Raw genomic sequence first — 23,449 nt, forward strand, 5'->3', positions numbered from 1 at the left:
GACCGGGCGCGGCGCCTCAGGCGGACGGTTCGGCGGCGGGGGTGGCCGCGCCCGCACGCGGATGCGGGCGAATGGCCGCGAGCACCTCGGCGAGCGCCTCGCGCGCGATTTCGGTGTCGTAGCGCGCTTGCAGTTCCATCCAGCCATGCGCGTCGGTGCCGAAATAGACGGCGAGGCGCACGGCCGTGTCGGCCGTGATCGCGCGCTTGCCGAGCACGATTTCGTTGATGCGGCGCGCCGGCACGCCGATCGCCTTGGCGAGCGCGTACTGGCTGATGCCCATGGGCTTGAGCCAGTTCTCGTTGAGAATCTCGCCTGGCGTGGCAAGCGGGACTTCGCGCGACATGATGGAACTCCTCGGTGACAGGCCGACGATGCGCACTTCGGATGCTCGCCGTGCGCGAAATGAAAACGGATGCGCCATTGCGCCTCGATGCGGATGCGGTGCCGGCCATCGGGTTCGCCGCCCGGGCGCTCAAGCCGGTTGGCCGGCGGCGCGCGGCCGAAACAAAAGCGTGGCCGCCGCGCGAATCCGCTGCGGCTTGCGAATGGCCGCGCCACGCAAACAAACTGATTACGGTAGTAACGGATCACGTTAATAACGTCAAGCGTTACTATCGTCGTAAACTTCGATGTCCGCACCGGTCGGCCCTTCGGCCATTCGGCCAATGCAAACCGGCGCCGATTGCCGCGCCGGCGGCGCGGCGAGCCGGCAAAAACGCATGCGCGCGACCCGCGTTCGGGCGACGCGCCCGTCCGCGTGGCGTAAAATACGCGCTTTCCAGCCAGAATCCGAACATGACGCTCGCTTCCACCCTAGAGATCATCGCCGAACTCAAAGCCGGCAAGATGGTCATCCTCGTCGACGAAGAAGACCGGGAGAACGAGGGCGACCTCGTCATCGCGGCGGAATTCGTCACGCCCGAAGCGATCAACTTCATGGCGAAGCACGGCCGCGGTCTGATCTGCCTCACGCTCACGCAGGAGCGCTGCAAGCTGCTCAACCTGCCGCTCATGACGCATCGCAACGGCACGCAATACGGCACGGCGTTCACGGTCAGCATCGAGGCGGCGGAAGGCGTCACGACGGGCATTTCGGCGGCGGACCGCGCGCGCACGATCCAGGCGGCGGTCGCGCCCAACGCGCGCGCCGAGCACATCGTGCAGCCGGGCCACGTGTTTCCGATCATGGCGCAGCAGGGCGGCGTGCTCGTGCGCGCGGGCCACACGGAAGCCGGTTGCGACTTCACGGCGCTCGCGGGCCTCACGCCGGCTTCGGTGATCTGCGAGGTCATCAAGGACGACGGCACCATGGCGCGCCTGCCCGACCTCATGGAATTCGCGCGGGAGCACGGCCTGAAAGTCGGCACGATCGCCGACCTGATCCACTATCGCAGCCGCACCGAATCGATCGTCGAACGCGTGGCCGAGCGCACCATGCAAACGGCGCACGGTGCGTTTCGCGCGATCATGTATGTGGATCAGCCGACCGGCACGCCGCACGTCGCGCTCGTGCGCGGCGCGCCCACGCCCGAAAAGGAAACGCCCGTGCGCGTACACGAGCCGCTTTCGATGCTCGATCTGCTCGAAACCAGCTCGTCCACGCACTCGTGGACCATCGACGCGGCCATGCGCGAAATCGCCGAGCGGGAACTTGGCGTGATCGTCATGCTCAATTGCGGCGAGAGCAAGGAACATCTGATCGACGTGTTCAAGGCGTTCGACCAGAAAGAGCGCGCGGAGGCGCTCGCGCGGCGTCCCGTCGACTTCAAGACGTACGGGATCGGCGCACAGATCCTGCGCGAGCTGGGAGTAGGCCGCATGCAGGTGCTTTCGAAGCCGCGCCGCCTCGGCAGCATGTCGGGCTACGGTCTGGAAGTCACGGGCTTCGTGCCGATGCCCGGCAGCAGCGCCCAGGCGCCGTGCCCGCCCGACGCGGCCGAACGCGCGTAATACGGGCACGAACGAACGCTGACGAACACGGCAACGGCACCGCGGAAAGCCCAGCAACCAGCGCCGCGCCCACTCACAACCCAACATATCAACGCGCGTCACCACGCTCAACCGAACCAACGGACAACGGATACCACATGGAAATCGGACAATATCAACCGAACCTCGACGGCGACGGACTGCGCATCGGCATCGTCCAGTCGCGCTTTAACGAACCCGTGTGCAACGGCCTCGCCGACGCCTGCATCGAAGAACTCGAACGCCTCGGCGTGACGGGCGAAGATGTGCTGCTCGTCACGGTGCCCGGCGCGCTCGAAATTCCGCTCGCGCTGCAAAAGCTCGCGGAAAGCGGCCAGTTCGACGCGCTCATCGCGCTCGGCGCGGTCGTGCGCGGCGAAACCTATCATTTCGAACTCGTTTCGAACGAAAGCGGCGCGGGCATCTCGCGCGTTTCGCTCGATTTCAACGTGCCCATCGCCAACGCGGTGCTGACCACGGAAAACGACGAACAGGCCGTCGCGCGCATGACCGAAAAGGGTCGTGACGCCGCGCGCGTCGCAGTCGAGATGGCGAACCTCACGGTCGCGCTCGAACAACTGGACGGCGGCGACGACGAAGAAGACGAGGAAGACGAAGAGGAACAGCAATGAAGAGCGCGCGCCGCCGCTCCCGCGAACTGGCCACGCAGGGGTTGTATCAGTGGCTGCTGTCGGGTGTGCCCGCCGGCGAAATCGACGCGCAACTGCGCGGTTCGCAGGGCTACGACAAGGCCGATCACGAGCACCTGGACGCGCTCCTGCACGGCGTGATTCGCGAAGCCGGCACGCTGTCGGCCGCGATCGCACCGTGTCTCGACCGTCCGATCGAACAGCTTTCGCCCGTCGAACGCGCGGTGCTGATGGTCGCGACCTACGAGTTCCAGCATCACGTCGACATTCCGTATCGCGTCGTCATCAACGAGGCGGTCGAACTGACCAAGACGTTCGGCGGCTCGGACGGCTACAAGTACGTGAACGGCGTGCTCGACAAGATCGCGGCGCAACTGCGCTCGACCGAAGCGCAGGCCGCGCGCAAGTCGTAAGTCGTAGGTCTTGGGCCGTTAGCCCCCGGTCGTACCCGAGCGCCGCGCGGCGGGATTCGCGTTCGTATTCACGTTCGAACGCGCGCCCTGCCCCGCGCCGCGATCTGTCTGCATTGGAAACGCCCGCATGAACACCGTTGCCGAACCGCTGCTGCGGCTTGCCGCGCGCGTCGACGCGATCCAGCCTTTCTACGTCATGGAACTGGCGAAGGAAGCGGCTGCGCTCGAACGCGCCGGACGCGACATCATCCACATGGGTATCGGCGAACCCGACTTCACGGCGCCCGAGCCCGTCGTCGAGGCCGCGGCCGCCGCGCTGCGCCGCGGCGTCACGCAGTACACGGGCGCACTCGGCATTCATGCGCTGCGCGAGGCGATCGCCGGGCACTACCGGAACGCCTACGGCGTCGAGGTCGACCCCGCGCGCATCGTCGTGACGGCGGGCGCCTCGGCGGCGCTGCTGCTGGCATGCACAGCGCTCGTCGACCGCGACGACGAAGTGCTCATGCCCGACCCGAGCTATCCGTGCAACCGGCACTTCGTGGCCGCCGCGGAAGGCAAACCGGTGCTCGTGCCGAGCGGCCCCGAAGCGCGCTTCCAGCTCACGGCCGCCGACGTGGAGCGCCTATGGACGCCGCGCACGCGCGGCGTGCTGCTCGCTTCGCCGTCCAATCCCACAGGTACGTCGATCGAACCCGCCGAACTCGAGCGCATCGTGCATGCCGTGCGCGAGCGCGGCGGCTTCACGATCGTCGACGAAATCTACCAGGGCCTCTCGTACGACGCGCCGCCCGTTTCCGCGCTCTCGTTCGGCGAGGACGTCGTCACCGTCAACAGCTTTTCGAAATATTTCAACATGACCGGCTGGCGCCTTGGCTGGCTGGTGGTGCCGCCCGCGCTGGTGGGCGCGTTCGAGAAGCTCGCGCAGAACCTGTTCATCTGCGCGTCGGCGCTCGCGCAGCACGCGGCGCTCGCCTGCTTCGAGCCGGACACCCTTGAAATCTACGAAGCGCGCCGGTTCGAATTCAAGCGCCGCCGGGACTTCATCGCGCCCGCGCTCGCATCGCTCGGCTTCACGGTTCCCGTAATGCCCGACGGCGCGTTCTATGTGTACGCCGACTGCTCGAACGTCAATCATCCCGCCGCCGGCGACAGCGACGCGCTCACGCGCGCGATGCTGCACGAGGCGGGCACGGTGATCGTGCCGGGGATGGACTTCGGCGTGGCCGCGCCGCACCGGTACGTGCGGCTGTCCTACGCCACGGCGTATGCGCGGCTGGAGGAAGCCGTGGAGCGGCTGCGCGGTTTTTTCGGACGTTGATTTCGCGCAAGCCCGCAAGTTTGTCGTACGCATGAAAAAGGCACCCGAAGGTGCCTTTTTCCTTATGCGACGCCGCCACGCAAGCGGGAATCAGGCGCCCGGATCAGGCGCCCAGTTCCGGCGCCGCGCGCTTCGGCGCGGGCGAACCGCTGCTGGCGTCGTCCTGCTCGGACGAAGCCTTGACCGGCGTGGTCGCGGCTTTTTCGTCGAGCGCATGCGCGCCGTCGAGCGTCACGTGTACGCGCTTGTCGCCGGCCTCGCTCGCCACCTTCTGCACGGGCGCGCTCGCCGTGGTGGTCGCGGGCGCCTGCGGCGCGTTGATCGGCACGCTACGGCCGTGCGCGACGTCGCGCAGGCGTCCGCGCTCGGCCATCACCTTGGCGCCGTAGCCGCCGTCGTCCTGGGTCGACGAACCCACGTACAGGCGCAGGCCGCCGGGCAGCGAGCCGCCGCGCGCGATGCAATCCTTCAGCACCAACGCGCCGACCTTGATGTTCGCGAGCGGGTCGAGTGCCGCGCTTTGGCCGCCGAAGTACTGGAACTTGTCCGAATGCACCTTCGACATGACCTGCATCAAGCCTTGCGCGCCCACGCCGCTTTCGGCATACGGGTTGAAGCCCGATTCGATGGCCATCACCGCGAGCAGCAGCAGCGGATCGAGACCGACTTCGCGGCCGGTGTCGAACGCCGCCTTCACCAGTTCGCCCACGGGTTCCTGGGCCACGCGATAGCGGCGCGAAAGGTAGGTGGCGACGAGCGCCTGCTCGCGCGCCGAAACGAGCACGCGGTCGTCGCGGGCGTCCGGCGTGATGCGCTGAGCGGGAATCATGCGGGCGAGCGAGCCGACGCTCGGCAACGCGCGCGGATCGAGGCCGTTCAGCGTGACGGCGTCGAGCGTGGCGATGCCGCCGTTCGACACCGAACTGGCGACGCGCGAGACGGCGCCGTTCGAGCCGGCGGGCGTCACGCCCGTGTCGGGCACGAGCGCGGGCGCCACGGTGGGCGTTTCGCCGCCCTCGCCGACGCCGGAATCGTTGGCGCCGTTGCTGGCGAGCGGTTCGTTGTCGGTGGCGCCGGCGCCGGACGGCGTGAAGGACGGCAGCGGATTGCCTTGCAGCAGGCGCGCGGGGCCGGCTTGCACGGCCGCCGAAACGAAGGGCATCATGCGCGCCGCCAGCGTGCCGCGCCACGCGGGCAGCAGCCAGAGGGCGAGCGCGAGCACGAAGGCGCAACCGCCGACGATGCTGAACAGGTGATGACTCAGGCGGGTGCCACGACGCAGCAGCGCACGGAGGCCGAGAGCGACACGCTCATCGGCACGCCACCACGATAACCAGGTATTCATCTACAGATCTCCCCATGTTGCATGATCCCGCGAAGGCGCCGGCACGAAGCTGACGGCCGAAACAGGATCAAGACACCGCGCGCCCTGGCTGGTGCGGCAGCGGCGTCGGGAAAACGGCAAGGTACGCCGTGGGTGGAGCTTCCTGAACAACGTGGCACGCCTTGGGCGCCCGTGGAAGCTCTCACGCGAACAGCCAGCGCAAGCGAGCGCTGGCGAAGACAATCAATCTATACCGATCAAGCCGGGCAGGGAGTCGGCTAAACGGCGACGCGTTGCGTCTGAAGGACCGGGAAGTGGTTAAAAATTTCAAGCCCTGCAACCAGTGTGGACGGATTCTAGCAGCGTTTAATAGATCGTCAATACTATAGAAAGTGAAAGTTATAACTAATTGTAATGATAAAACCGGCCAAATCAGTGGAGACCCGCTCTCCACGCGCGTCTTGAGCCGGTTATGCCCGTTGAATGCCAGCGTGCGCTAGCCAACACAGGTAAAATCGACAATCGCTGTATAGCGCGCACTATTTTGACGCCGATGCGCTTGAGCATGCGCCGTGCCGCCCTCGAAACCCGCTCGCGCAGCCGGGTTTACGGCACACTGCGCGGCACACTGCGCGGCACACGGCGGCAAGCCGGCCTGACCTTGCGGGGTCTCGCCTTGTTCGCCGATTTCGCCAGATTGGCCCGACCTGTTCGATGTCCCGCCTCGCTTCGGGCAGACATCGATCCAACCGCCGCTCCCGATGAAATACAAAGACCTGCGCGACTTCGTTGGTCGCCTGGAGACGCTCGGCGAACTGCGCCGCGTCCCGCAAGCCGTTTCCCCGGTGCTGGAGATGACCGAGCTATGCGATCGCGTTCTGCGCGCGGGCGGTCCCGCCCTGCTGTTCGAGAACCGTTCGGCGCACGCGTTCCCCGTGCTCGGCAATCTGTTCGGCACGCCCCGGCGCGTGGCGCTCGGCATGGGTATCGAAGCCGCCGGGGCCCGCGAAGGCGCCGAAGGCGACACTATCGCGCTCGAGTCGCTGCGCGACGTCGGCCGGCTGCTGTCGGCGCTCAAGGAGCCGGAACCGCCGCGCGGCCTCAAGGACGCGGGCAAGCTGCTCACGCTGGCGAAGGCCGTGTGGGACATGGCGCCGAAAACGGTGAGCGCCCCGCCCTGCCAGGAAATCGTCTGGGAAGGCAACGATGTCGATCTCGCCAGGCTGCCCATTCAGACCTGCTGGCCCGGCGACGCCGGTCCGCTGATTACATGGGGACTGACCGTCACGCGCGGCCCGAACAAGAGCCGACAAAATCTCGGCATCTACCGCCAGCAACTGATCGGGCGCAACAAACTCATCATGCGCTGGCTCGCCCACCGCGGCGGCGCGCTCGATTTTCGCGAATTCGCGCTCCAGAATCCCGGCAAGCCGTATCCGGTGGCGGTCGTGCTCGGCGCCGACCCGGCGACCATTCTCGGCGCGGTGACGCCGGTGCCCGACACGCTTTCCGAATACCAGTTTGCGGGTCTGCTGCGCGGCGGCCGCACCGAACTCGCGAAGTGCCTCACGCCGGGCGTCGACACGCTCCAGGTGCCCGCGCGCGCCGAGATCGTGCTCGAAGGCTTTATCTATCCGCAGGAAGGCCAGCCCGGCCCGGCGCCCGCCGGTGCGCCGCCGCGCCCTGCGAAAGGCGCGAGCGCGGCGTACGAGCACGCGCTCGAAGGCCCGTACGGCGATCACACCGGCTATTACAACGAGCAGGAGTGGTTTCCCGTGTTCACGGTCGAGCGCATCACCCTGCGCCGCGACGCGATCTACCACTCCACTTACACGGGCAAACCGCCCGACGAGCCGGCCGTACTGGGCGTCGCGCTCAACGAAGTGTTCGTGCCGCTCTTGCAGAAGCAATTCACCGAAATCACCGACTTCTATCTGCCGCCGGAAGGATGCAGCTATCGCATGGCGATCGTGCAGATGAAGAAGAGTTACCCCGGCCACGCGAAGCGCGTGATGTTCGGCGTGTGGAGCTTCCTGCGGCAGTTCATGTATACGAAGTTCATCGTCGTGGTCGACGAAGACGTGAACATTCGCGACTGGAAGGAAGTGATCTGGGCAATCACGACGCGCATCGACCCGGCGCGCGACACCGTGCTGGTCGAGAACACGCCGATCGACTACCTCGATTTCGCTTCGCCGGTGGCGGGACTCGGCTCGAAGATGGGGCTCGACGCGACCAACAAGTGGCCCGGCGAAACGAACCGCGAATGGGGCCGCGCGATCGAGATGGACGCCGCCGTGAAAACGCGCGTCGATGCGCTCTATCGCGAACTCGGCTTATGATCGCCGAGCGAATCGACCTCGGGCCGCGCGGCATCGACCTTGCAAGATCGACCTCGCGAATCGGCGTACGAATCGGCAGCACGAATCGACCCATCTCGCGAATGGCGAATGTCGCGAACCATTACAAGAACACGTTTTTCCGCACGCTTCGATGCCTCACGCTTCCTTGCTTTCCGACGGTTTTTTCCTGTCGCTTTCGTTGTGCCTCGACATCGGTCTCGTCAACGTCGCCATCCTCTCGCTCACGTTGACACACGGTTTCCGGCCCGGCTTCTGGCTCGGGCTGGGCTCGTGTTTCGGCGATCTGATCTATGCGGCGCTCGCGCTCGCGGGCATGGCCGCGCTGCTGCAATTTTCGGCGGCGCGCTGGATCGTCTGGATCGGCGGATCGGCGCTGCTCTTGTGGCTCACCTGGAAGATGGCGCGCGAGGCGCTCAATCCGGCCGCCGCGCCGCCCGTCGAAGGCGAAGCCGATAACGCCGCGCCGCTACCGCAGCCATGGCGCAGCTTCGTGCGCGGCGTGGTGCTGGCGCTCTCGTCGCCGAGCGCGATCCTCTGGTTCGCGGCCGTGGGCGGCGCGCTGATCGCCAAATCGGGCGCCACGAACGCAGGCGCGGCGTCGCTGTTTTTGCTCGGCTTTTTCGCGGGCGGACTGGGCTGGACACTGTTTCTCTGCGGTCTCGCAAGCCACGGCCGCAAGCGCGCGGGCGCAAGTTTGCTGCGCGCGTGCCACGTATTGTCGGCGCTGCTGTTCGCGTATTTCTCGTACAGCGTGATCGTGCATGGCTACCGCGATCTCATCCTGCAAGGCGCGGCCACGGCGTAAGGCGCGTCGCGACGGAACGCGCCCAAAGCGCAATGCACCAAACGGCGGGCACCAAACGAAAGCCGCCAAACGAGAGGCGCGAAGCAAGAAGCACAAAACAAACGGCGCAACGCGGCATCTGCCGGCGTTGCGCCGTTTTCGTCTTGCGTGCTGCGCGCGGCCGTGAAGCCGCGTGCAGCCATCACTTCAATTAGCGACGGTAGTAACCGTGGCCGTAATAGCCACGATAGTAGCCGTGATGCCAGTACGGGCGGCCATAGTAGCCGCCCACAACCACGGCGGGCGGCGGCGCATAGACCACCGGCGGCGGCGGCGCGTATACGACGGGCGGCGGCGGTGCGTAGACCGGCGCGGCATAGACCGGATAAGCCGGCGCGACCGGCACACCAATGCCGATACCCACCGAAACGTGCGCCTGAGCCGCGCCGACAAACCCCACACCCAGCGCAGCGGCAACGATGAACGGAATGGTCTTTTTCACTTCTCTTCTCCTGGCGGCCGACAGCGGCTCGCTCACATGACGGGCACAACTCACGTATTCAATGTATCGAAAATGGCGGCACGCAATGGTAGCCATTTGTTTCGAATTGCAATTCGATTTGCGGGCTGACTGGCGCTGGATCAAGTTTCGAAGCGAAAAACGACACCGTGAAAGCCCGTACGCGCGCCGCATCGAGCCGCAATTGCGCGGATAAACCCCCGCACTGTCACTTTTACCGGCGCCGCTCGGAATCGACGTGCGTTTTCCGGTAATGTTTGATTACAAATTGGACGAAAGCGCTGGCGCGCGGGGTGGAAGCGGCTCGCCGCAAACGACGATGCCCGGTCAGGAAACCGGGCATCGCGGGACGAACTGCTCGGAATGAGCGGCGCTGAAGCCTGTCGCGCGCCGATGACACCAGCGGATATCGCTAGCCGACCTTCACGTAGGTGAATTCGCGCGTCACGTTGGGCGGCACGTAAGCCACGCTGATGCGCACGCGCGGCGTGAGGCGCTTCTTTTGATCCCACCAGCGGCGGCGTTGAACGGGCGTGAGAAAACGCAGATGCTTTCGGTACGCGAAGATGCTCATGGTGAACTCCCCGAATCGGACAACCGACAGGAACAAACCCAGGTACACGACTGCAACAACGAAACCGAACGTGAAAGATATTGTGCGCAATTATGAGACGGCAGGATTGCGGTGTTGCGAGATAGCCGCAATCGCCGCCCATAACCGGAAAGCGCTGTTCGCCGGGGCTTCGTCATGCTGGGTTCGGGCTGTGGCGCGCCAAGGCGCCTGCTTCGCCATCCGCACAAAGCGTGCCGCGTCCCGATTTACCGGCCGTTCGGCTTGGCGCGCGCGGCTCGCGAAAAGGCTCGAATCTCCACGGAGACGCCGCAGTAGAGAGATTGTAAAATTCGGGGACGTTGCGCCTCGGTACGACAGCGAACATTCGCGGCTGCGCGTGCGGAATGCGATAAGGGACGTCCGAAACCGCGGTAACGTGCCGGGAAAACGCCGGAAAAAACGCCGGATGCCAGCCGGCCGCTGCGGGCAAATCCGGCTCGGGCTGGCGGCGTCCGGCAGCGCCAGCGTGCGGCACCGCGCACCCGCGCCTGGCTCGGATAATGAGGCAATACTGGGCGGACGTAAGCCGTGGTAATGTGGCGACGGCGCGATAAGGCATGTCCACGCGCCTCCTGTCACCGACGAGCACGCACAATGATCAAGGTCAGCATCCTCTATCCGTATCGCGAAAATGGGCGTTTTGACACTGAGTATTACTGCACGCACCATATGCCGCTCGCGGCGAAGCTCTTTGGCAGTGCGCTCAAGGGCTGGTCGGTCGATGTCGGCATCAATGCCGGGCCACCGGGCACGCCGCCGCCCTACGTCGCAGCCGGCCATTTCCTGTTCGAAACGATGGACGCGTTCTACGCGGTCTTCAAGCCGCACGCCGACACGCTCATCGACGATATTCCGAATTACACCGACGGCGGAAACGGCCAGATCCTGATCAGCGAGATCAAGGTATCTGTCTGAATTTTCTTCGCAGGAATCGTCCGGACGGAACGGGGCCGTACGGACGACGACAACAACTCGCCGGCCGCTTCGCGCCGGCGTCGCGTTGAATCCACTGGCTACCCAACATACGAAGGAAACAACACCGATGTTCGGCGATATCGCCCGCTTTCTGCTCAATACGGTCTTCACGCTGTTCGGCGCCGCGCTGCTGCTGCGCGCCTGGCTGCAATACGTGCGCGTGCCGCCGTATAACCCGGTGACTCACGCGATCCAGCAGATCACCAACTGGCTCGTGCTGCCACTGCGGCACGTCATTCCCGGCAAACGCGGCGTCGACTGGGCGAGCGTGGTCGGGGCGCTTATCGCGGCCATCGTTTTCGTGCTGCTGATGGTCTGGCTTGCGGGCGTCGACCCGCTCGGCCTGCTGCCGACGCTGCTGCTCGTCGCCGTGCTCACGCTCGTGAAGTGGGCGCTCAATCTGCTCATCTGGCTCACGATCCTGATGGCGCTGCTTTCGTGGCTCAACCCGCGTTCGCCCGCAATGCCCGCGCTGTTCCAGCTCACGGCGCCGTTCCTGAATCCGCTGCGCCGCATTTTGCCGAATCTCGGCGGCCTCGATCTTTCGCCGATCCTGTTGTTCGTGATCGTGCAGGTGCTGCTGATGGTGGTAACGCGCGCGGCGGTGTCGCTCACGCTGTTCGGCATTTGAGGGTTTTGTCGTGGTTGGCGGGGCGCGGCTTCTTCTATTTCCGTGCTGATTCTGTGCTGATGCGGTCGATCGGGATGGACAACGAGGCCGCGTCATTGCCACTCTTCGCGCGCATTCTTACGTCGGCTTTCTCCCGAATTCGCTGAGCCCCCACTCTTCATGCGGGGCTCACAGCGATGCCAGTTTTCATACCAGCGCGAATCCCCAAGAATCAGACGGCTGCTGCGCTACGTTTGCCCGCAATGTTGTAGTTCGACAGGATGAGCCGATAGCCAGGTAATTTGCCTTCGTGTTCTCGGCGGGCACACTCTCCGATCGCGGTGGCTATTTGGCCCGAGGTATGGAGCAACGGCGATGCCGTGATGTTCGACATGGGCGACGCCCGCGAAAAATCATTGCGGAACGCGTCTTGATCGGATTCCACCAATCCCTGAATCTTCGATGGTCAGCGGCCGGGAATCATTGGAATGTTGAGTGTCGTCCATGCGACGACTATTCCGAAAGCGCCGCGATTGCACAACGGCGGAAGGTCGATGGAGCTTGGAGACTGACGCGAAGCGACCCCGTACGAGTCACTCAACCAGTACGGCCGCCGGTCCGCTTTTTCGCCGATATAAGACATTTGCCGCTCACTAGCATCGGTACGGATCGTGTAGCAGGAGGGCGCGGCTTGATAGCGCGTGGGGCCCACGTGCCATTACCGGCCGCCGATATCGTCCGGTGACTCGGGGTGATTCTTCCTCGGTGGATTCCGCTATCATGCTCGAAAAAACGCGCAACGGTGAAAACATGGACGTAGGTGAAATTACTCGTATTCGGGACCAGTTTCAGGGTGGCCAGTGGCCGCAGTTCTTGGAGCGCATTGATATTGCTGGCTTGAGAGGCTGGCAAGGCCAGGTAATACAATTTAAGTTCCCCGTAGTTGCGATCGTCGGAGAGAATGGCGCGGGCAAAAGCACGGTTCTCAAAGTTGCTGCCGCCGCATATGACAAGACCAAGGACGGCGGATATTATCCTTCCGACTTCTTTCTGGATACGCACTGGGACACACTTTCCGCAATCGACCTCGGATATCAGATTAAAACCGGTGATGTAACTCAAAACTTCAAGATCCGCAAACCTAGTAAGCGGTGGAGTTTTCCTGAGAAGCGCCACAGCAGGCGTATTTATTGGTTCGATGTAGCCCGAACCTTGCCGCTGGATGCCACCGCTGGGTACGCGCGCGTCGCCCGCCTAGCAGCGGGAGAAATTTCAACTGAAGCACTATCGGAAGAGTATCGAGGCCATCTTTCGTACATCCTAGGCCGGGAATACAAAAATGCGCGATTTGCCGCACCAGACGTAAATGTGAACCGTAAAGTTGGCCTGCTCCAGCGGGACTTTGGCGAGATTTCTCAGTTCCATCAAGGTGCCGGGGAAGACACGTCCTTGGACTTAATGCTGGCGCTCCAAGAGGTCCCCAATAATTCATTGGTTATCATCGACGAAGTCGAAGCGTCGCTTCACCCGCGAGCCCAACGACGGCTTATCAATTTCCTCATAAAACTGAGTCGTCTTCGCCGAGTTCAGGTCATCGTTTCAACCCATAGTCCGTATGTCCTTGAGGAACTCCCCCCTGAGGCAAGGGTGCTCCTCCTGCCGACTGCGGAAGGGCCTACCGTTATATACGGAGCCAGTCCAGAATTTGCACTTACAAAGCTCGACGACGCGATTCACCCCGAATCGTTTGTGTACGTTGAAGACCGATCAGGAGAAGTCTGGGTCCGAGAAATTATCGCGCGGCATGCCGACGGACAAGCACTCCTTTCCCGCATTAAGGTCTCGCCTGTCGGCCCGGCAAACGTGGTTGCGATGATGGGAAAACTTGCGATGGAAAACAAATTGCCTCAGCCAGGTATCGGTGTCCTCGATGGCGATCAGCAAGACTCAATAGGATGCGTTCGACTGCCAGGGGATGATGCGCCGGAACGCGTTGTATTTAAGGGCCTTCAAGAGCACAATTGGGGAAACTTACATGAGAGGTTCGGTATCGGCGCCGGAGACTTACATACTTATTTTGAGGATACCTTACTGAATCCCGACTTTCATCGCTGGCCCAATTTGGTAGGCGACCGAATCCTCAAGAGTGCTACTAGTGTGTGGGAAACAATGGCGACGGAGTGGTGTCGCATTTGCCTCACGGAAGATGTTTGCGACAGGATTGTGACCGAAATACAGCAGACCTTGCCGATTGGCGTTTGAACTTAATTTTCGAAAAAATTTGTTGAAAAACAACCCCATTCGTGTATTCAAGCCCGCCTCTAGCGGGCTTTATCGTTTCTTCCGACCCATTCCCGACCTTCTACGAAGCCTTCCCGTGCTTCGAGCTTCCGACATTCAATTTGGCTCCTGCGTGTGACACATTCCACAGGCGAGGTCGATAGCCAACAACAAATCGGTCGAAGGACCGAAACGGGTTGAGCTTCAGCCAAACGACACCGTCAGGCGAGTGCCGCTTCTGGCCGATCTCCGCCCCCCCCAAACCAGCGATGCCACCGCCCCACCATCAACCCACCCCAGCTTCGCCGCCAGCGCCCAAACCGCACCCCTCCCCAAACCCCAAAAATCCCTGTAAAATCACCGGCTCTGCGGGCGTCGTATAATGGCCATTACCCCAGCTTCCCAAGCCCCAACGCGTTAATCAGAACCACTATTTACGCGCGTTCTCACGCCGCTCGTCCTTCCGGCTTCACAAAGAACCACAGTTCATGCGGGGTTCACGGCGATGCCAGTTTCGATGCCAGCGTCGAAAGCAAAAAGCTGCTTGCCGAGGGCATTCGGGAAATGCCGCGCCCCAAAATGGCGACGCGGCGTCACAGTCGAACTAGAAGAGCGATAATTGGTTGGGATACGAGCGCCAGTGCATGCGCACATGCTCGGTGCGGCCAAACCTTACTCGCGTGTACGGCCGCACAAATACACTCTTGGGGTCGGATGCGCGAAGCATATCAATCCTCATAGAGAATCGAAGGCAATAGTTGCCCACAACCCCTTGAGCGTTTAAACTCAAGACGTCTACTCAGACTAGGTTGTAGGTGGTAGAGGGGTGCCTTCACCACCTTGCCGAAGGCCCCGTAGCGTTGGCGCGCTACGGGGCCTTTTATTTTTTACTCGTCCGGTTCCGTGTCGCCCTCGTCGTCGGTAAGTTGAAGATCGATGTATGCCTTGAGTCGCTTTTTGTCAGCCTCAAAAAAAGGGATGGGAATCTCAAGCCATGCTTGCCGATTCTTTGGCAATCGGACCGGAATTCGGACCATCTCGCTGCGGGCTTCTCGAGCCGGCGGCTGCGACTGCTCAAGTTCGCCGGGAGACACCTGCGGAACACCCACCTTTGGCACCGACGGGAGCGAGTAATTGGTCGACTCCCCTCCCACCTCGTCAACTTCTGCTTCTTCTACCATACTAGGGGAATCTTCCGGCCCGTCGTAGTATTTGACGTATTCGACGGATCGACGGAAGAGTGCCACGCAGTTATCTGCGGTCGCCGACGCAAAGCCTTTCTGAATAAGGTCGAATTTTATGGTGGCATCAGACGGAAGACGCGATTCGTACTTCTCCAATAGTTCAGCGAAGACCGGCGGCGTCTGCAGCAGCTTCACCAGAAATTCGCGTTTGACGCGTGGATCAGGGGCAAAGTGATAGGACTCGAAGTCTTTGCTGATGGCAAGGTAGCCTTCTTTGGGACGCTCAACCAACCCGTAGTACCTCAGCGAAGCGAGCGTCTGAGCAGCGCGGCCATTGTTTGAGTCCTTATATCCAAGACCCTGAGCAACCACGTCCGCCGACGTAGGATGCCGCCCTTCTTTTTCGTATAGCTTCGCGGTTCGCTCAATAGCATCATCGAGCGGCATCGAGGGCGCCCGCGGGCTCTTCTTTCGCACACTAACGTCCATCGACCGCCCCTTCCAAAATCGCACAGACCCGATTTTACACATGGCGGAAGTTAACGCAAGAGCCCAGCCTCAATAAACTAACCCCGACACATACTCATTATTTTCACGAAACCCATGCTTAGATGAGATATTTTGAAAAAAACACATAACACATTGATTTTTATGGATATTTTTATACCCCAAAAACTCAAACCGAAATCAGCATATCTAGAAACTTGCGTACATGTCGGGGTCTAGACTACCAAAAAGGCGGTGCCTCTAGGACTCCATCCGGGAGACCATCCAAAAAAAGAAGCCCCAATGGGGCCTCCAAGGTCAAGCAAACCGAACAAGCGCCATCATTTCTTCCCAACTGGCTCATGCTTGTCCTTGATCATTTGGTAGTAAGTACTCGCTCCAGCCTTGGTTAGCTTCACCTCCGCGATGAACTTCTCGATGATGTCCTTCCGAGTCACGTCCTTGACGGTTCGCATCCGCTTGTAGATTTCAGTCGCCAGTTCCATCTTCGTCGGCGTCGCCGGGGCCGCTTTCGTTGCCGTATCGTTCCCAGCGGCGTTCGCAGTCGGGGGGACCGCGCCCGGTTTCTGGTCAGCGGCATCCATCTTGCCCGCCTTCTCGTCCTTGCTCGTTGCACCCTGCTTCTGATCGACCATCATCGCACTCCGTTCGTTGAAAGTGCGTCCAGGGTCCAGCAAATTGCCCTTCAGGACAACGGCACGCGAGCAATCACGACTGCGACCACAGCGAGTTTCGACGAGCAACAGTGACCGTTTTCACGTCAGCCTCCCTCGCCCCTCTCCTATCCCCTTAATCTAACGGGGATTTTGGAGCCAGATCATCAGCTTTCCTAGATTCTGCCATGGGGCCAACTCGCGGTTCAATCCGACAAGTGCGCTCTTTTCAATTTACAAAAACAATCTCAACAGTCGTCGCTTGTCGCCAAGAACGAGCGCCCCAAAAAATAGAAAAACGAACATGTTTTGTTGTTGTTTTGGCGCATCGCGAACTCACGTCCGCGCCCGGGCGCAATTTGACACCCGGCCATGATTCATTGAATAATTCGCCCTGTTGAGGAACACAGACTCAACGTAGTACCGAGGACGCAAGCTCCGATTCCACGCAAGTGGACTATTGGGGTCATGCAAGCTACCGATTGCAAGGTAGACGTCGTTAGTAGCCGCGACTAGCTGATTTCGATCAGTTGCCTGACCTGTATAACCTTGGTTCAAACCTTTGATGTTGCAATTGTTTGAACCAGCTATACAGGAAAGGTAGAGGCTACCTGCCGATCCGTATAGCAAATTTTTTATTTGTTATTAAAGGATCGATATGCAAGAAAACACCACTCTCCACGCTGCCGACCCGGCCCAGCTCTCAGGCTCGGATCACACCTCATCCGTTTCCGCTGCCGTTGCCAAGCGCATCGATGGCCAGCCTCGTCCGCGCAAACAGTACAAGCGCAAGCCTCCAATTCCTGTCTCGGAATATAGCGTTTCATACACGCTTGACCCTGAACACCCCGTTTGGCCGGTTGCCAAGGGAGGTATCGCCGAAGGTGCGCCCTACCCGCTCTCCATCGTCGCCGCGGGCGCGCTTGTGCTGTGCCCCAAACATCGCAATCGGCATGGCGTCGGCAATACCGTCGGCTACGAGGGCGGTTCCGCTGAAGGCATTCTCTGCCCTAGCTGCAAGCACATTTACTACATTGCGCCTCAAGGGCAAGATCAGCCAGCCACATCTTCGTGATATCGACCTCTCCTATCACGAACTTCACTAGCTGAACTGAGTCGGGAGACGGTCTCAACCCACAAGACACTCCCGATTATATATTTTGCATTCCTAAATCAAAGACAATATTTGAATATGAAGCATAACGAATTTTCAACGGAATATATTTCCTCTAACACCGTTGATACGTGCAATGCGGTTAACGGCGAGGCAATCGACAAGTGTATCGATCCCGCAATGCCTCAGTCACCAGGCACAATAAAAATCTCCATCAACTGCCTGGTCAAGAACAAGGCGCGTCCGGGCAGCGCTGATTTCGAAAATTTTGCAGCGGGATTCGAAAACCTCACCCTTTCTCTGCATGAAATCGCTGCTGCCGTTGCAAAAGGCTACAGTTGGTGCGCGCAACACACCAATCGTCGGAATGCCGCGAATTTCGTCTGCACCGATGTCCTCGGCGTCGATCTGGACGAAGGTTGGACTCTTGATTCTCTGCTGGCCCATGATCTCGTGGTGAACCACGGCCTTCTGATCTACGAAACCTATAGTTCTACACCCGAGCGCCCTCGTTATCGGGTTATGTTCCGCAGCCCATACACGATCATCAACGCCGAGGACATGCGCAAGATCCTTCGTGGGCTTGTGCGTTTGCTCGATGCGGACGAGTCATGCGTCGATCCTTGCCGGGGGTACTACGGCAACGAGGGATGTAAGCCATACATCATCGACAAGACGCTGACGGCCGAACACATCGATCACCTTAAGGAACTCGGTGCGACCCAAGGCAGCGATGAGAAACAAGACGGCGGCAATCAGAACGCAAACAACTACGTCCGCTCATCCCTGCATGTCACGGAAGATCAATCGCTGCGCACTCGCGAAGGGAAACAAGCTGTTCTCTCGGCCCTCACGAGCGGAACACCCGTGCATTGCCCGTTCCATACCGATCGGAACGCGAGCGCGTTCGTAACGATGTCAGCCCAAGGCATTCGGGGAGTTCACTGCAGCAAGTGTCAGCAAACGTTCTGGCCGGAAACCATGCGCCGCGGCGACCTCAAGAGTCACGACTTCGAGCAATTCGACCGCGTACTTTTTGCTGGCGAGCTGTCGGACGCCACGCATAGCGTCGTCGTCAAGGAACTGAACACTCAGTATCTTTCGCCTGAGTTGGTCCCCTTTCGTCCGGGAGTGAATTTTATCAAGAGCCCGAAAGGTAGTGGAAAAACCCATCTCCTGCGTCCGTTTGTCCAGCACTGCGCCGATGTGGGGGAATCCGTCCTGCTCGTCTCTCACCGGATCAGCCTGGCCTCGGCCAGCGCGCACGGTCTCGGCATGTTCTGCTATCTGGACAAGTACGATCGTGAAATCGGAGGCGATCGGTATATGGCCTATGCCGTTTGCCTGGACAGCTTGCGTAAAAAACTGAAGCCGGGTGTTCACTCGTTCGATCACGTCATCATCGACGAGTCGGAGCAATTGTTCTCGCACTTCCTGTCTTCGACCCTCAACGGAAAGCGCGAATCGATATTCCACACGCTGAGTTTCTTTGTGCGTCGGGCGACAACCGTCATCGTCTGCGACGCAGATCTCGGTCGCCTGTCCTTCGAGGCAATCAAGTGCTTCCGTGACGGCATGGGAATCAAGGCTTACATCTGGCCCGAGACGAAACCTGAACAGCACGACTAAACGCCCCAATTTTCTCCCATAGGCGCGGTCTCTCGCCTAAAACAATAGATTTAATCTTTTAATTTGTTATGGACAACTACTATTTTTACGTGAACAACTATACGCCAACCGGGCGTTCAATCGAGATCTACCAGTCCAAAAATCATCTGACTAAAGACATGCTAGACACGATGCGCGGCAACGGAGGAAAGCACTACGTCGCCTGTAACTCGAAAGCCGATGCAGAAAACTTCGCCGAGATGATTCGCGTGGAGACTGGATTGCATGTGATGTGCATCACCTCGACCAATTCCCAAGATCCCGAGATCAAGGACTTCATCAACAACATCGTCGATCGCGTCCGCGACTACGATGTGCTCGTCGCCTCCCCCTCTCTCGGCACCGGTATCGACATCACCTTTTCCAAAGATGAGCAGTGGATCGACTGCGTGTGGGGCTACTTCTCCGACAAGATCAACACGCATTTCGATATGGATCAGCAGCTCTGTCGCGTGCGGCATCCCAAGCAGGTCAAGGCGTGGGTCGCCGAATCGAGCCTGCAGTATGAAACCGAGCCTTCCGCCATCAAGCGGGTAATCGTGGATCTCGATGAACTTCCAGCCGCGATTCGGGGATATGGCCCTCACGGGATGCCCGTCATCGATGACGATGATCCCCTGCTGCACGTCTACGCCTACGCGGTTTCCATGCAAAACGCGTCAAAAAACGATCTGCGCGGCAATTTCATCAAGCTCAAAGAGCGCAATGGATGGGAGATCAAGCACGTCGCTCCGCCCAAAGCCGACCGCGGCTCATCGGGGGAATCGGGGGTGAACGTCGCCATGCAGGCAGCAGAAGCACGGAAACGGCTCGAAGAAATGCATGCGAAGGAGATCTGCGATGCGGAACCGCTCACCGAGGAAGAATATAAGGCACTGAACGACGCAATGATGCTAACGTCCGATGAGCAGCTTCGGCGAGATCGTTACGCCATTGAGAAATTCTATGGTCAGGAGATCACCCTGAAACTCGTGCTGATGGATAACCGCGGGCGCTATCGCACTCAGATCAACGCCATGTGCGAACTGCTGGAATCCGAGGCAGTAGCCCTTACTCGGACATACGGCAATGTGAAGGCCCATGCTCTTGATAAGGACATGGCAGCCAAACGGCAAACGGTGCTTAAGGATGTGCTGATGGCATCCGCAATCTACGACGGGAAACGCGCGTTCGACACGTCCCACAAGCTGCATAAGGACAACATGCGGGGCTTCGTGGATTGCTGCCTGGACTACAGGGCGCAGCTCGCTCACTTGTTCGACATGGCTCTGCGCAAAGACATCGAGGACAAGCCGATGTTCCAGTTCAAAGAGTTCCTCGACCTGATTGGTCTCGACACCGCGACGGACGGGAAAAGTGATGCAGGAGGCAAACGCACCCATTTTTACCGGCTCGACCCCAACCTTCTTGAACGCACTATGGGGTTTGCGAAATACCGGCTGAAGACACGGGCTCGTCCCGCCGTTCAGTCGTACATCGGAACCCCATATGTACTGAACGCAGAGGGTGAGAAGGTCTATCTCTCTGTACCCACCTTTGAGGAATGATAGGACTGGGGTGGCGATATGACCGGCGCGGAATTTACGTTCCACACGAGACCCTCGCCCGCCGACAAGTGTCCGGACATTTGGTTTTTGAAGTTGAGAATCTGCGCACTTGTCGGAATTCGTGGATATTTCTACCGCTGGCATGCGCGAAAGCTGTTGTCATACCCGTGCTCAGCCCGGATGGTGTTCCTTATTGATTACTTTTCGTAAGGAACCACATGACGCTCATCCGTCGAAACAACAGCAAGAACTGGTACTACCAGTTCCAGATTCAGGGCAAGAAGTTCTTCGGCTCGACCGGGACACCTAACAAGACAAAGGCCGCTCAGGTCGAACGCGAGATGCGCAACCGCGCACACGCCGAACAATATCTCGGCGAAGCGGAAGTTATCACGCTTGAAGACGCCCTCTCGAAATACACCGACTCCCGTGAGGGCACCGCCTATCATCGCGGCATGCAGCAGATCGCCCGAAAGATGCAGGGCTACAAGTTGCATGCGAGAACGAAGGCCAAGATTCCGTGCTACGGCCTGGACCCGAAGCAGGAGCTGCACACGTTCACGACCCGCGATGTCGATGTCCTCGTCGCGAAGCGCAAGGCCGAGGGTGACAAGCCCGCGACGATCAAGCACGAGATCGGCGTGTTACGTGCTGCCATCAACGAGATGGCGAAGCTCGGCTTCAAAGTCAGTCGTGAAATCGTTTTTCCCGAGCTTAGGACTTCGTATAGGCTTCGATATCTGGATTCTAACGACGAGTCGGCGTTATTGCGCGAACTCGATCCGGAACGGCTTAGAGCGCGTATAAACGCGTCTAAACCGCTAACACCCGAAATGACGCGGAATATGCAGGATAACTACGACATCACGGTTTTCCTGCTCGATACGGGGTGTCGCTACTCGGAGGTCGCGAATATTCCGTGGTCGGCGATCAACATCGACGCCAGCACGATCAGCCTCTATCGGAGCAAGGTTCGGAACGAGGATGTGCTGCACATGACCTCTCGCCTCGAAACGATCCTGCGTCGCCGATGGGAAGAACGCCGAACGGGGCAGCGCTATGTGTTCGAAGATCGCACCGGCAACGAACGCGGCTACAGCACGAAGTCGATCAAGAAGGCGATCGAACGTGCCGGCTTGAATGACGCCGCGCTCGTCAGAGAGCGCGGTGGGCGCGTTACGTTGCACACGCTCCGACACACGTTTGCGAGCAAGCTGGTCAAGGCCGGTGTCAGCCTGTATGAGGTATCGGTGTTGCTCGGCCACAGCGATCCGAAGATGACGCAGCGGTATGCTCACCTGAGCCCGAACGATGCAAGTCGCAAGGCTGTAAAAGTCATCGACTCGCTGCTGCTTAACCTCGCATGAAATCAGGGCGTACCGCGATTTGGGGACACCTGAAAATAGTACACTTTCCAGCTGTTATTAAAGGCGTACAGAATCGGCATTGTGGACAGGGCAATCGCTTCCGCCCTGTTCACATCAAGCGAGATGACTCCGAATCACATCACTAAGCCGTTGCGCCTGACGCTTCCGGTCGGCTGGATCGACGAACCAGTACTGATAACGGCCAAGCGTATTATTTTCAACCACCGCCTTCACAACGAGTTCGATACAAAATTTCCCATCGTCACGCTTGCCCATGCGACCGAACAATGCATCCTCGCCGTTCTTCGCAATGGCAATCAGGTATCCGTCCTCTTCAAGAACGAACTCCCATATACGGTTGAGAGTATCGACCGACATGACGCCTAGCCGCCCCTCAATTTTCGGCCAAGTGTTCCCTTCGTATAGACTTTCAAACCCCATATCGCCGCCTTCCCCTTTCCAGTAAGTCGAAGCTCTCAAGCGGAGAATCAACACTCCATATCTGCCACAAATATCTAAACAAGCCGACAGGGACGCAGGTAGGTTCTCGAGAACAAGAACCTATCTCCCCTATCGTCAGCAGGCTTCTTTCGTTGGGGTTTAAATTTTACGTCCGACTAGTACAAATCAATATGGACGATTCTCCTGATAATCAGCTCTAGAAGGTCGGAAGCTTCCGATAAAAACCTAACACTAGTATGAGCGACGCGACTATACAGGGAATCATCTCCCAATCGCGCCACCATCCCAAGTAATCCAGCGTCCCACCCAATGTGAAGAGAAAGACTGCACCATAGAATCCACCCTTAACTATAAATTCCGCTAAGTCGTCAAATCCTCTGGAACTCGACAGTTGCATCGCGTTCGGAACATACTCTCGGCAGTGCGGACAATATTCTGCTTCGTCATGCATTTTTTTGTAGCAATGTGGGCAATCAGTGAGCATATGAGAAACGTTCCTTTAAGAAGGTCTGTGACGCGATCTATCCAATCAACGTCGCGCGCTAAACATCCGGTATTTGCCCGCTAAACATGTCGGTCATCGCTCAGTAGCTTCTCTGGGGACCGTCGCCTGACGGCCTGTCTCCAATGCACACCACACGAAGATGATCCCTGATGTCAGGTCTACGGGGCACAGGGCGGTCCATCATCATCGCCATTGTGTCATTGCCGTCCGTCCCGATTAACACGGCATCGTATGGCGCTTTGTTACCCAAGAAAGCGGAGTCAATGAATTCGTCCAAGAACGCTATCTTCATCACTCCATTTTCTATTTTTAACTTGAACCTTCCTTTCACAGCTGCCGTATTTCGATATCCAGTGCGCGGATCCGGAATTGAATTCGAACGGACGTAATATCCATCATCACGGAAACTGTAGTAAGCATGCTCGTCCGTCACCTTTTCATTGACGGCTTCCCTACATTGAAAACTTCTCGACCCTCCAAGATGAGGACCCACCAGAAAATCTAACGTCTGGTCAATAGGAGTTTTCGCCATAGATGTATGAGAGATAGCCATTGCAACTACGCCCACACCAATACTGGAGAGAATTAGTTTAAACTTATTCATCAAAATCCCAAAAA

Annotated in this window: 22 protein-coding genes; 13 read left to right on the forward strand and 9 right to left on the reverse strand. The window is 59.5% G+C overall.

The window, feature by feature from the left end:
* Nucleotides 1-16: 16 nt before the first annotated feature.
* Complete coding sequence (locus U5805_RS20020) at nucleotides 17-346, reverse strand: HigA family addiction module antitoxin (RefSeq protein ID WP_322105236.1); 330 nt, start codon at nucleotides 344-346, stop codon at nucleotides 17-19.
* A 452-nt stretch (nucleotides 347-798) separates the two neighbouring features.
* Here U5805_RS20020 and ribBA point away from each other — a divergent pair, with 452 nt between their 5' ends.
* From ribBA to U5805_RS20040, 4 genes are all read left to right on the forward strand, one after another.
* Entirely contained in the window at nucleotides 799-1,953 is a 1,155-nt protein-coding gene (ribBA, locus tag U5805_RS20025; RefSeq protein ID WP_322105237.1) for a bifunctional 3,4-dihydroxy-2-butanone-4-phosphate synthase/GTP cyclohydrolase II, read from the forward strand.
* Between the two features lie 137 nt (nucleotides 1,954-2,090).
* Complete coding sequence (gene ribH, locus U5805_RS20030) at nucleotides 2,091-2,603, forward strand: 6,7-dimethyl-8-ribityllumazine synthase (RefSeq protein WP_322105238.1); 513 nt, start codon at nucleotides 2,091-2,093, stop codon at nucleotides 2,601-2,603.
* A complete protein-coding gene (gene nusB / locus U5805_RS20035) occupies nucleotides 2,600-3,034 on the forward strand; it encodes a transcription antitermination factor NusB (RefSeq protein ID WP_322105239.1) in 435 nt (144 codons plus the stop codon). The genes ribH and nusB overlap by 4 nt, the downstream gene beginning before the upstream one ends.
* 127 nt (nucleotides 3,035-3,161) lie before the next feature.
* On the forward strand, nucleotides 3,162-4,355 hold the full coding sequence (locus U5805_RS20040) for a pyridoxal phosphate-dependent aminotransferase (protein WP_322105240.1): 1,194 nt from the start codon (nucleotides 3,162-3,164) through the stop codon (nucleotides 4,353-4,355).
* 103 nt (nucleotides 4,356-4,458) lie between these two features.
* Here U5805_RS20040 and U5805_RS20045 read toward each other — a convergent pair whose 3' ends face one another.
* A complete protein-coding gene (locus U5805_RS20045) occupies nucleotides 4,459-5,700 on the reverse strand; it encodes a lytic transglycosylase domain-containing protein (RefSeq protein WP_322105241.1) in 1,242 nt (413 codons plus the stop codon).
* A gap of 740 nt (nucleotides 5,701-6,440) precedes the next feature.
* Here U5805_RS20045 and U5805_RS20050 point away from each other — a divergent pair.
* Entirely contained in the window at nucleotides 6,441-8,021 is a 1,581-nt protein-coding gene (locus U5805_RS20050; RefSeq protein ID WP_322105242.1) for a UbiD family decarboxylase, read from the forward strand.
* Between the two features lie 151 nt (nucleotides 8,022-8,172).
* Nucleotides 8,173-8,847, forward strand: coding sequence for a LysE family translocator (locus U5805_RS20055; protein ID WP_322105243.1), 675 nt, complete (start codon nucleotides 8,173-8,175; stop codon nucleotides 8,845-8,847).
* Nucleotides 8,848-9,037: 190 nt separating this feature from the next.
* On the opposite strand, the gene U5805_RS20060 is transcribed toward U5805_RS20055, so the two are convergent.
* Nucleotides 9,038-9,328 (reverse strand): hypothetical protein, encoded by a 291-nt coding sequence (locus U5805_RS20060; protein WP_322105244.1) that lies wholly within the window; start codon nucleotides 9,326-9,328, stop codon nucleotides 9,038-9,040.
* A gap of 430 nt (nucleotides 9,329-9,758) precedes the next feature.
* Nucleotides 9,759-9,920, reverse strand: coding sequence for a hypothetical protein (locus U5805_RS20065; RefSeq protein ID WP_322105245.1), 162 nt, complete (start codon nucleotides 9,918-9,920; stop codon nucleotides 9,759-9,761).
* A 633-nt stretch (nucleotides 9,921-10,553) separates the two neighbouring features.
* Here U5805_RS20065 and U5805_RS20070 point away from each other — a divergent pair.
* Together U5805_RS20070 and U5805_RS20075 are read left to right on the forward strand one after the other, a co-directional pair.
* Nucleotides 10,554-10,874: an EthD family reductase gene (locus U5805_RS20070; protein WP_322105246.1), complete on the forward strand. Its 321-nt coding sequence runs from the start codon at nucleotides 10,554-10,556 to the stop codon at nucleotides 10,872-10,874.
* Nucleotides 10,875-11,001: 127 nt separating this feature from the next.
* On the forward strand, nucleotides 11,002-11,565 hold the full coding sequence (locus U5805_RS20075; protein ID WP_322105247.1) for a YggT family protein: 564 nt from the start codon (nucleotides 11,002-11,004) through the stop codon (nucleotides 11,563-11,565).
* A gap of 211 nt (nucleotides 11,566-11,776) precedes the next feature.
* On the opposite strand, the gene U5805_RS20080 is transcribed toward U5805_RS20075, so the two are convergent.
* Nucleotides 11,777-11,938: a hypothetical protein gene (locus tag U5805_RS20080; protein ID WP_322105248.1), complete on the reverse strand. Its 162-nt coding sequence runs from the start codon at nucleotides 11,936-11,938 to the stop codon at nucleotides 11,777-11,779.
* Between the two features lie 386 nt (nucleotides 11,939-12,324).
* Here U5805_RS20080 and U5805_RS20085 point away from each other — a divergent pair, with 386 nt between their 5' ends.
* Nucleotides 12,325-13,806 (forward strand): ATP-dependent nuclease, encoded by a 1,482-nt coding sequence (locus U5805_RS20085; RefSeq protein WP_322105249.1) that lies wholly within the window; start codon nucleotides 12,325-12,327, stop codon nucleotides 13,804-13,806.
* Nucleotides 13,807-14,711: 905 nt separating this feature from the next.
* Here the strand turns inward: U5805_RS20085 and U5805_RS20090 are convergent.
* The gene (locus tag U5805_RS20090) at nucleotides 14,712-15,455 is read right to left on the reverse strand and encodes a hypothetical protein (protein ID WP_322105250.1); all 744 of its coding nucleotides are present in this window, start codon (nucleotides 15,453-15,455) and stop codon (nucleotides 14,712-14,714) included.
* Between the two features lie 380 nt (nucleotides 15,456-15,835).
* On the reverse strand, nucleotides 15,836-16,150 hold the full coding sequence (locus U5805_RS20095) for a hypothetical protein (protein WP_322105310.1): 315 nt from the start codon (nucleotides 16,148-16,150) through the stop codon (nucleotides 15,836-15,838).
* A 676-nt stretch (nucleotides 16,151-16,826) separates the two neighbouring features.
* On the opposite strand from U5805_RS20095, the gene U5805_RS20100 reads away from it, so the two are divergent.
* The 4 genes from U5805_RS20100 to U5805_RS20115 all read left to right on the forward strand — a co-directional run bounded on the left by U5805_RS20100 (nucleotide 16,827) and on the right by U5805_RS20115 (nucleotide 21,864).
* Nucleotides 16,827-17,243: a hypothetical protein gene (locus U5805_RS20100; protein WP_322105251.1), complete on the forward strand. Its 417-nt coding sequence runs from the start codon at nucleotides 16,827-16,829 to the stop codon at nucleotides 17,241-17,243.
* Between the two features lie 117 nt (nucleotides 17,244-17,360).
* Nucleotides 17,361-18,911, forward strand: a complete 1,551-nt coding sequence (locus U5805_RS20105; RefSeq protein WP_322105252.1) for a signal recognition particle — start codon at nucleotides 17,361-17,363, stop codon at nucleotides 18,909-18,911.
* 68 nt (nucleotides 18,912-18,979) lie between these two features.
* Nucleotides 18,980-20,497 carry a plasmid replication protein, CyRepA1 family gene (locus tag U5805_RS20110; protein WP_322105253.1) on the forward strand — a complete coding sequence of 506 codons (1,518 nt, stop codon included), beginning with the start codon at nucleotides 18,980-18,982 and terminating at the stop codon, nucleotides 20,495-20,497.
* A 218-nt stretch (nucleotides 20,498-20,715) separates the two neighbouring features.
* Nucleotides 20,716-21,864, forward strand: coding sequence for a site-specific integrase (locus U5805_RS20115; protein WP_322105254.1), 1,149 nt, complete (start codon nucleotides 20,716-20,718; stop codon nucleotides 21,862-21,864).
* Between the two features lie 114 nt (nucleotides 21,865-21,978).
* Here U5805_RS20115 and U5805_RS20120 read toward each other — a convergent pair whose 3' ends face one another.
* Both U5805_RS20120 and U5805_RS20125 read right to left on the reverse strand, forming a co-directional pair.
* Nucleotides 21,979-22,344, reverse strand: coding sequence for a hypothetical protein (locus tag U5805_RS20120; protein WP_322105255.1), 366 nt, complete (start codon nucleotides 22,342-22,344; stop codon nucleotides 21,979-21,981).
* Nucleotides 22,345-22,910: 566 nt separating this feature from the next.
* The gene (locus U5805_RS20125; protein ID WP_322105256.1) at nucleotides 22,911-23,435 is read right to left on the reverse strand and encodes a hypothetical protein; all 525 of its coding nucleotides are present in this window, start codon (nucleotides 23,433-23,435) and stop codon (nucleotides 22,911-22,913) included.
* Between the last annotated feature and the right edge of the window lie 14 nt (nucleotides 23,436-23,449).

The organism is Paraburkholderia sp. J41, assembly GCF_905220235.1.
Lineage (GTDB): Bacteria > Pseudomonadota > Gammaproteobacteria > Burkholderiales > Burkholderiaceae > Paraburkholderia.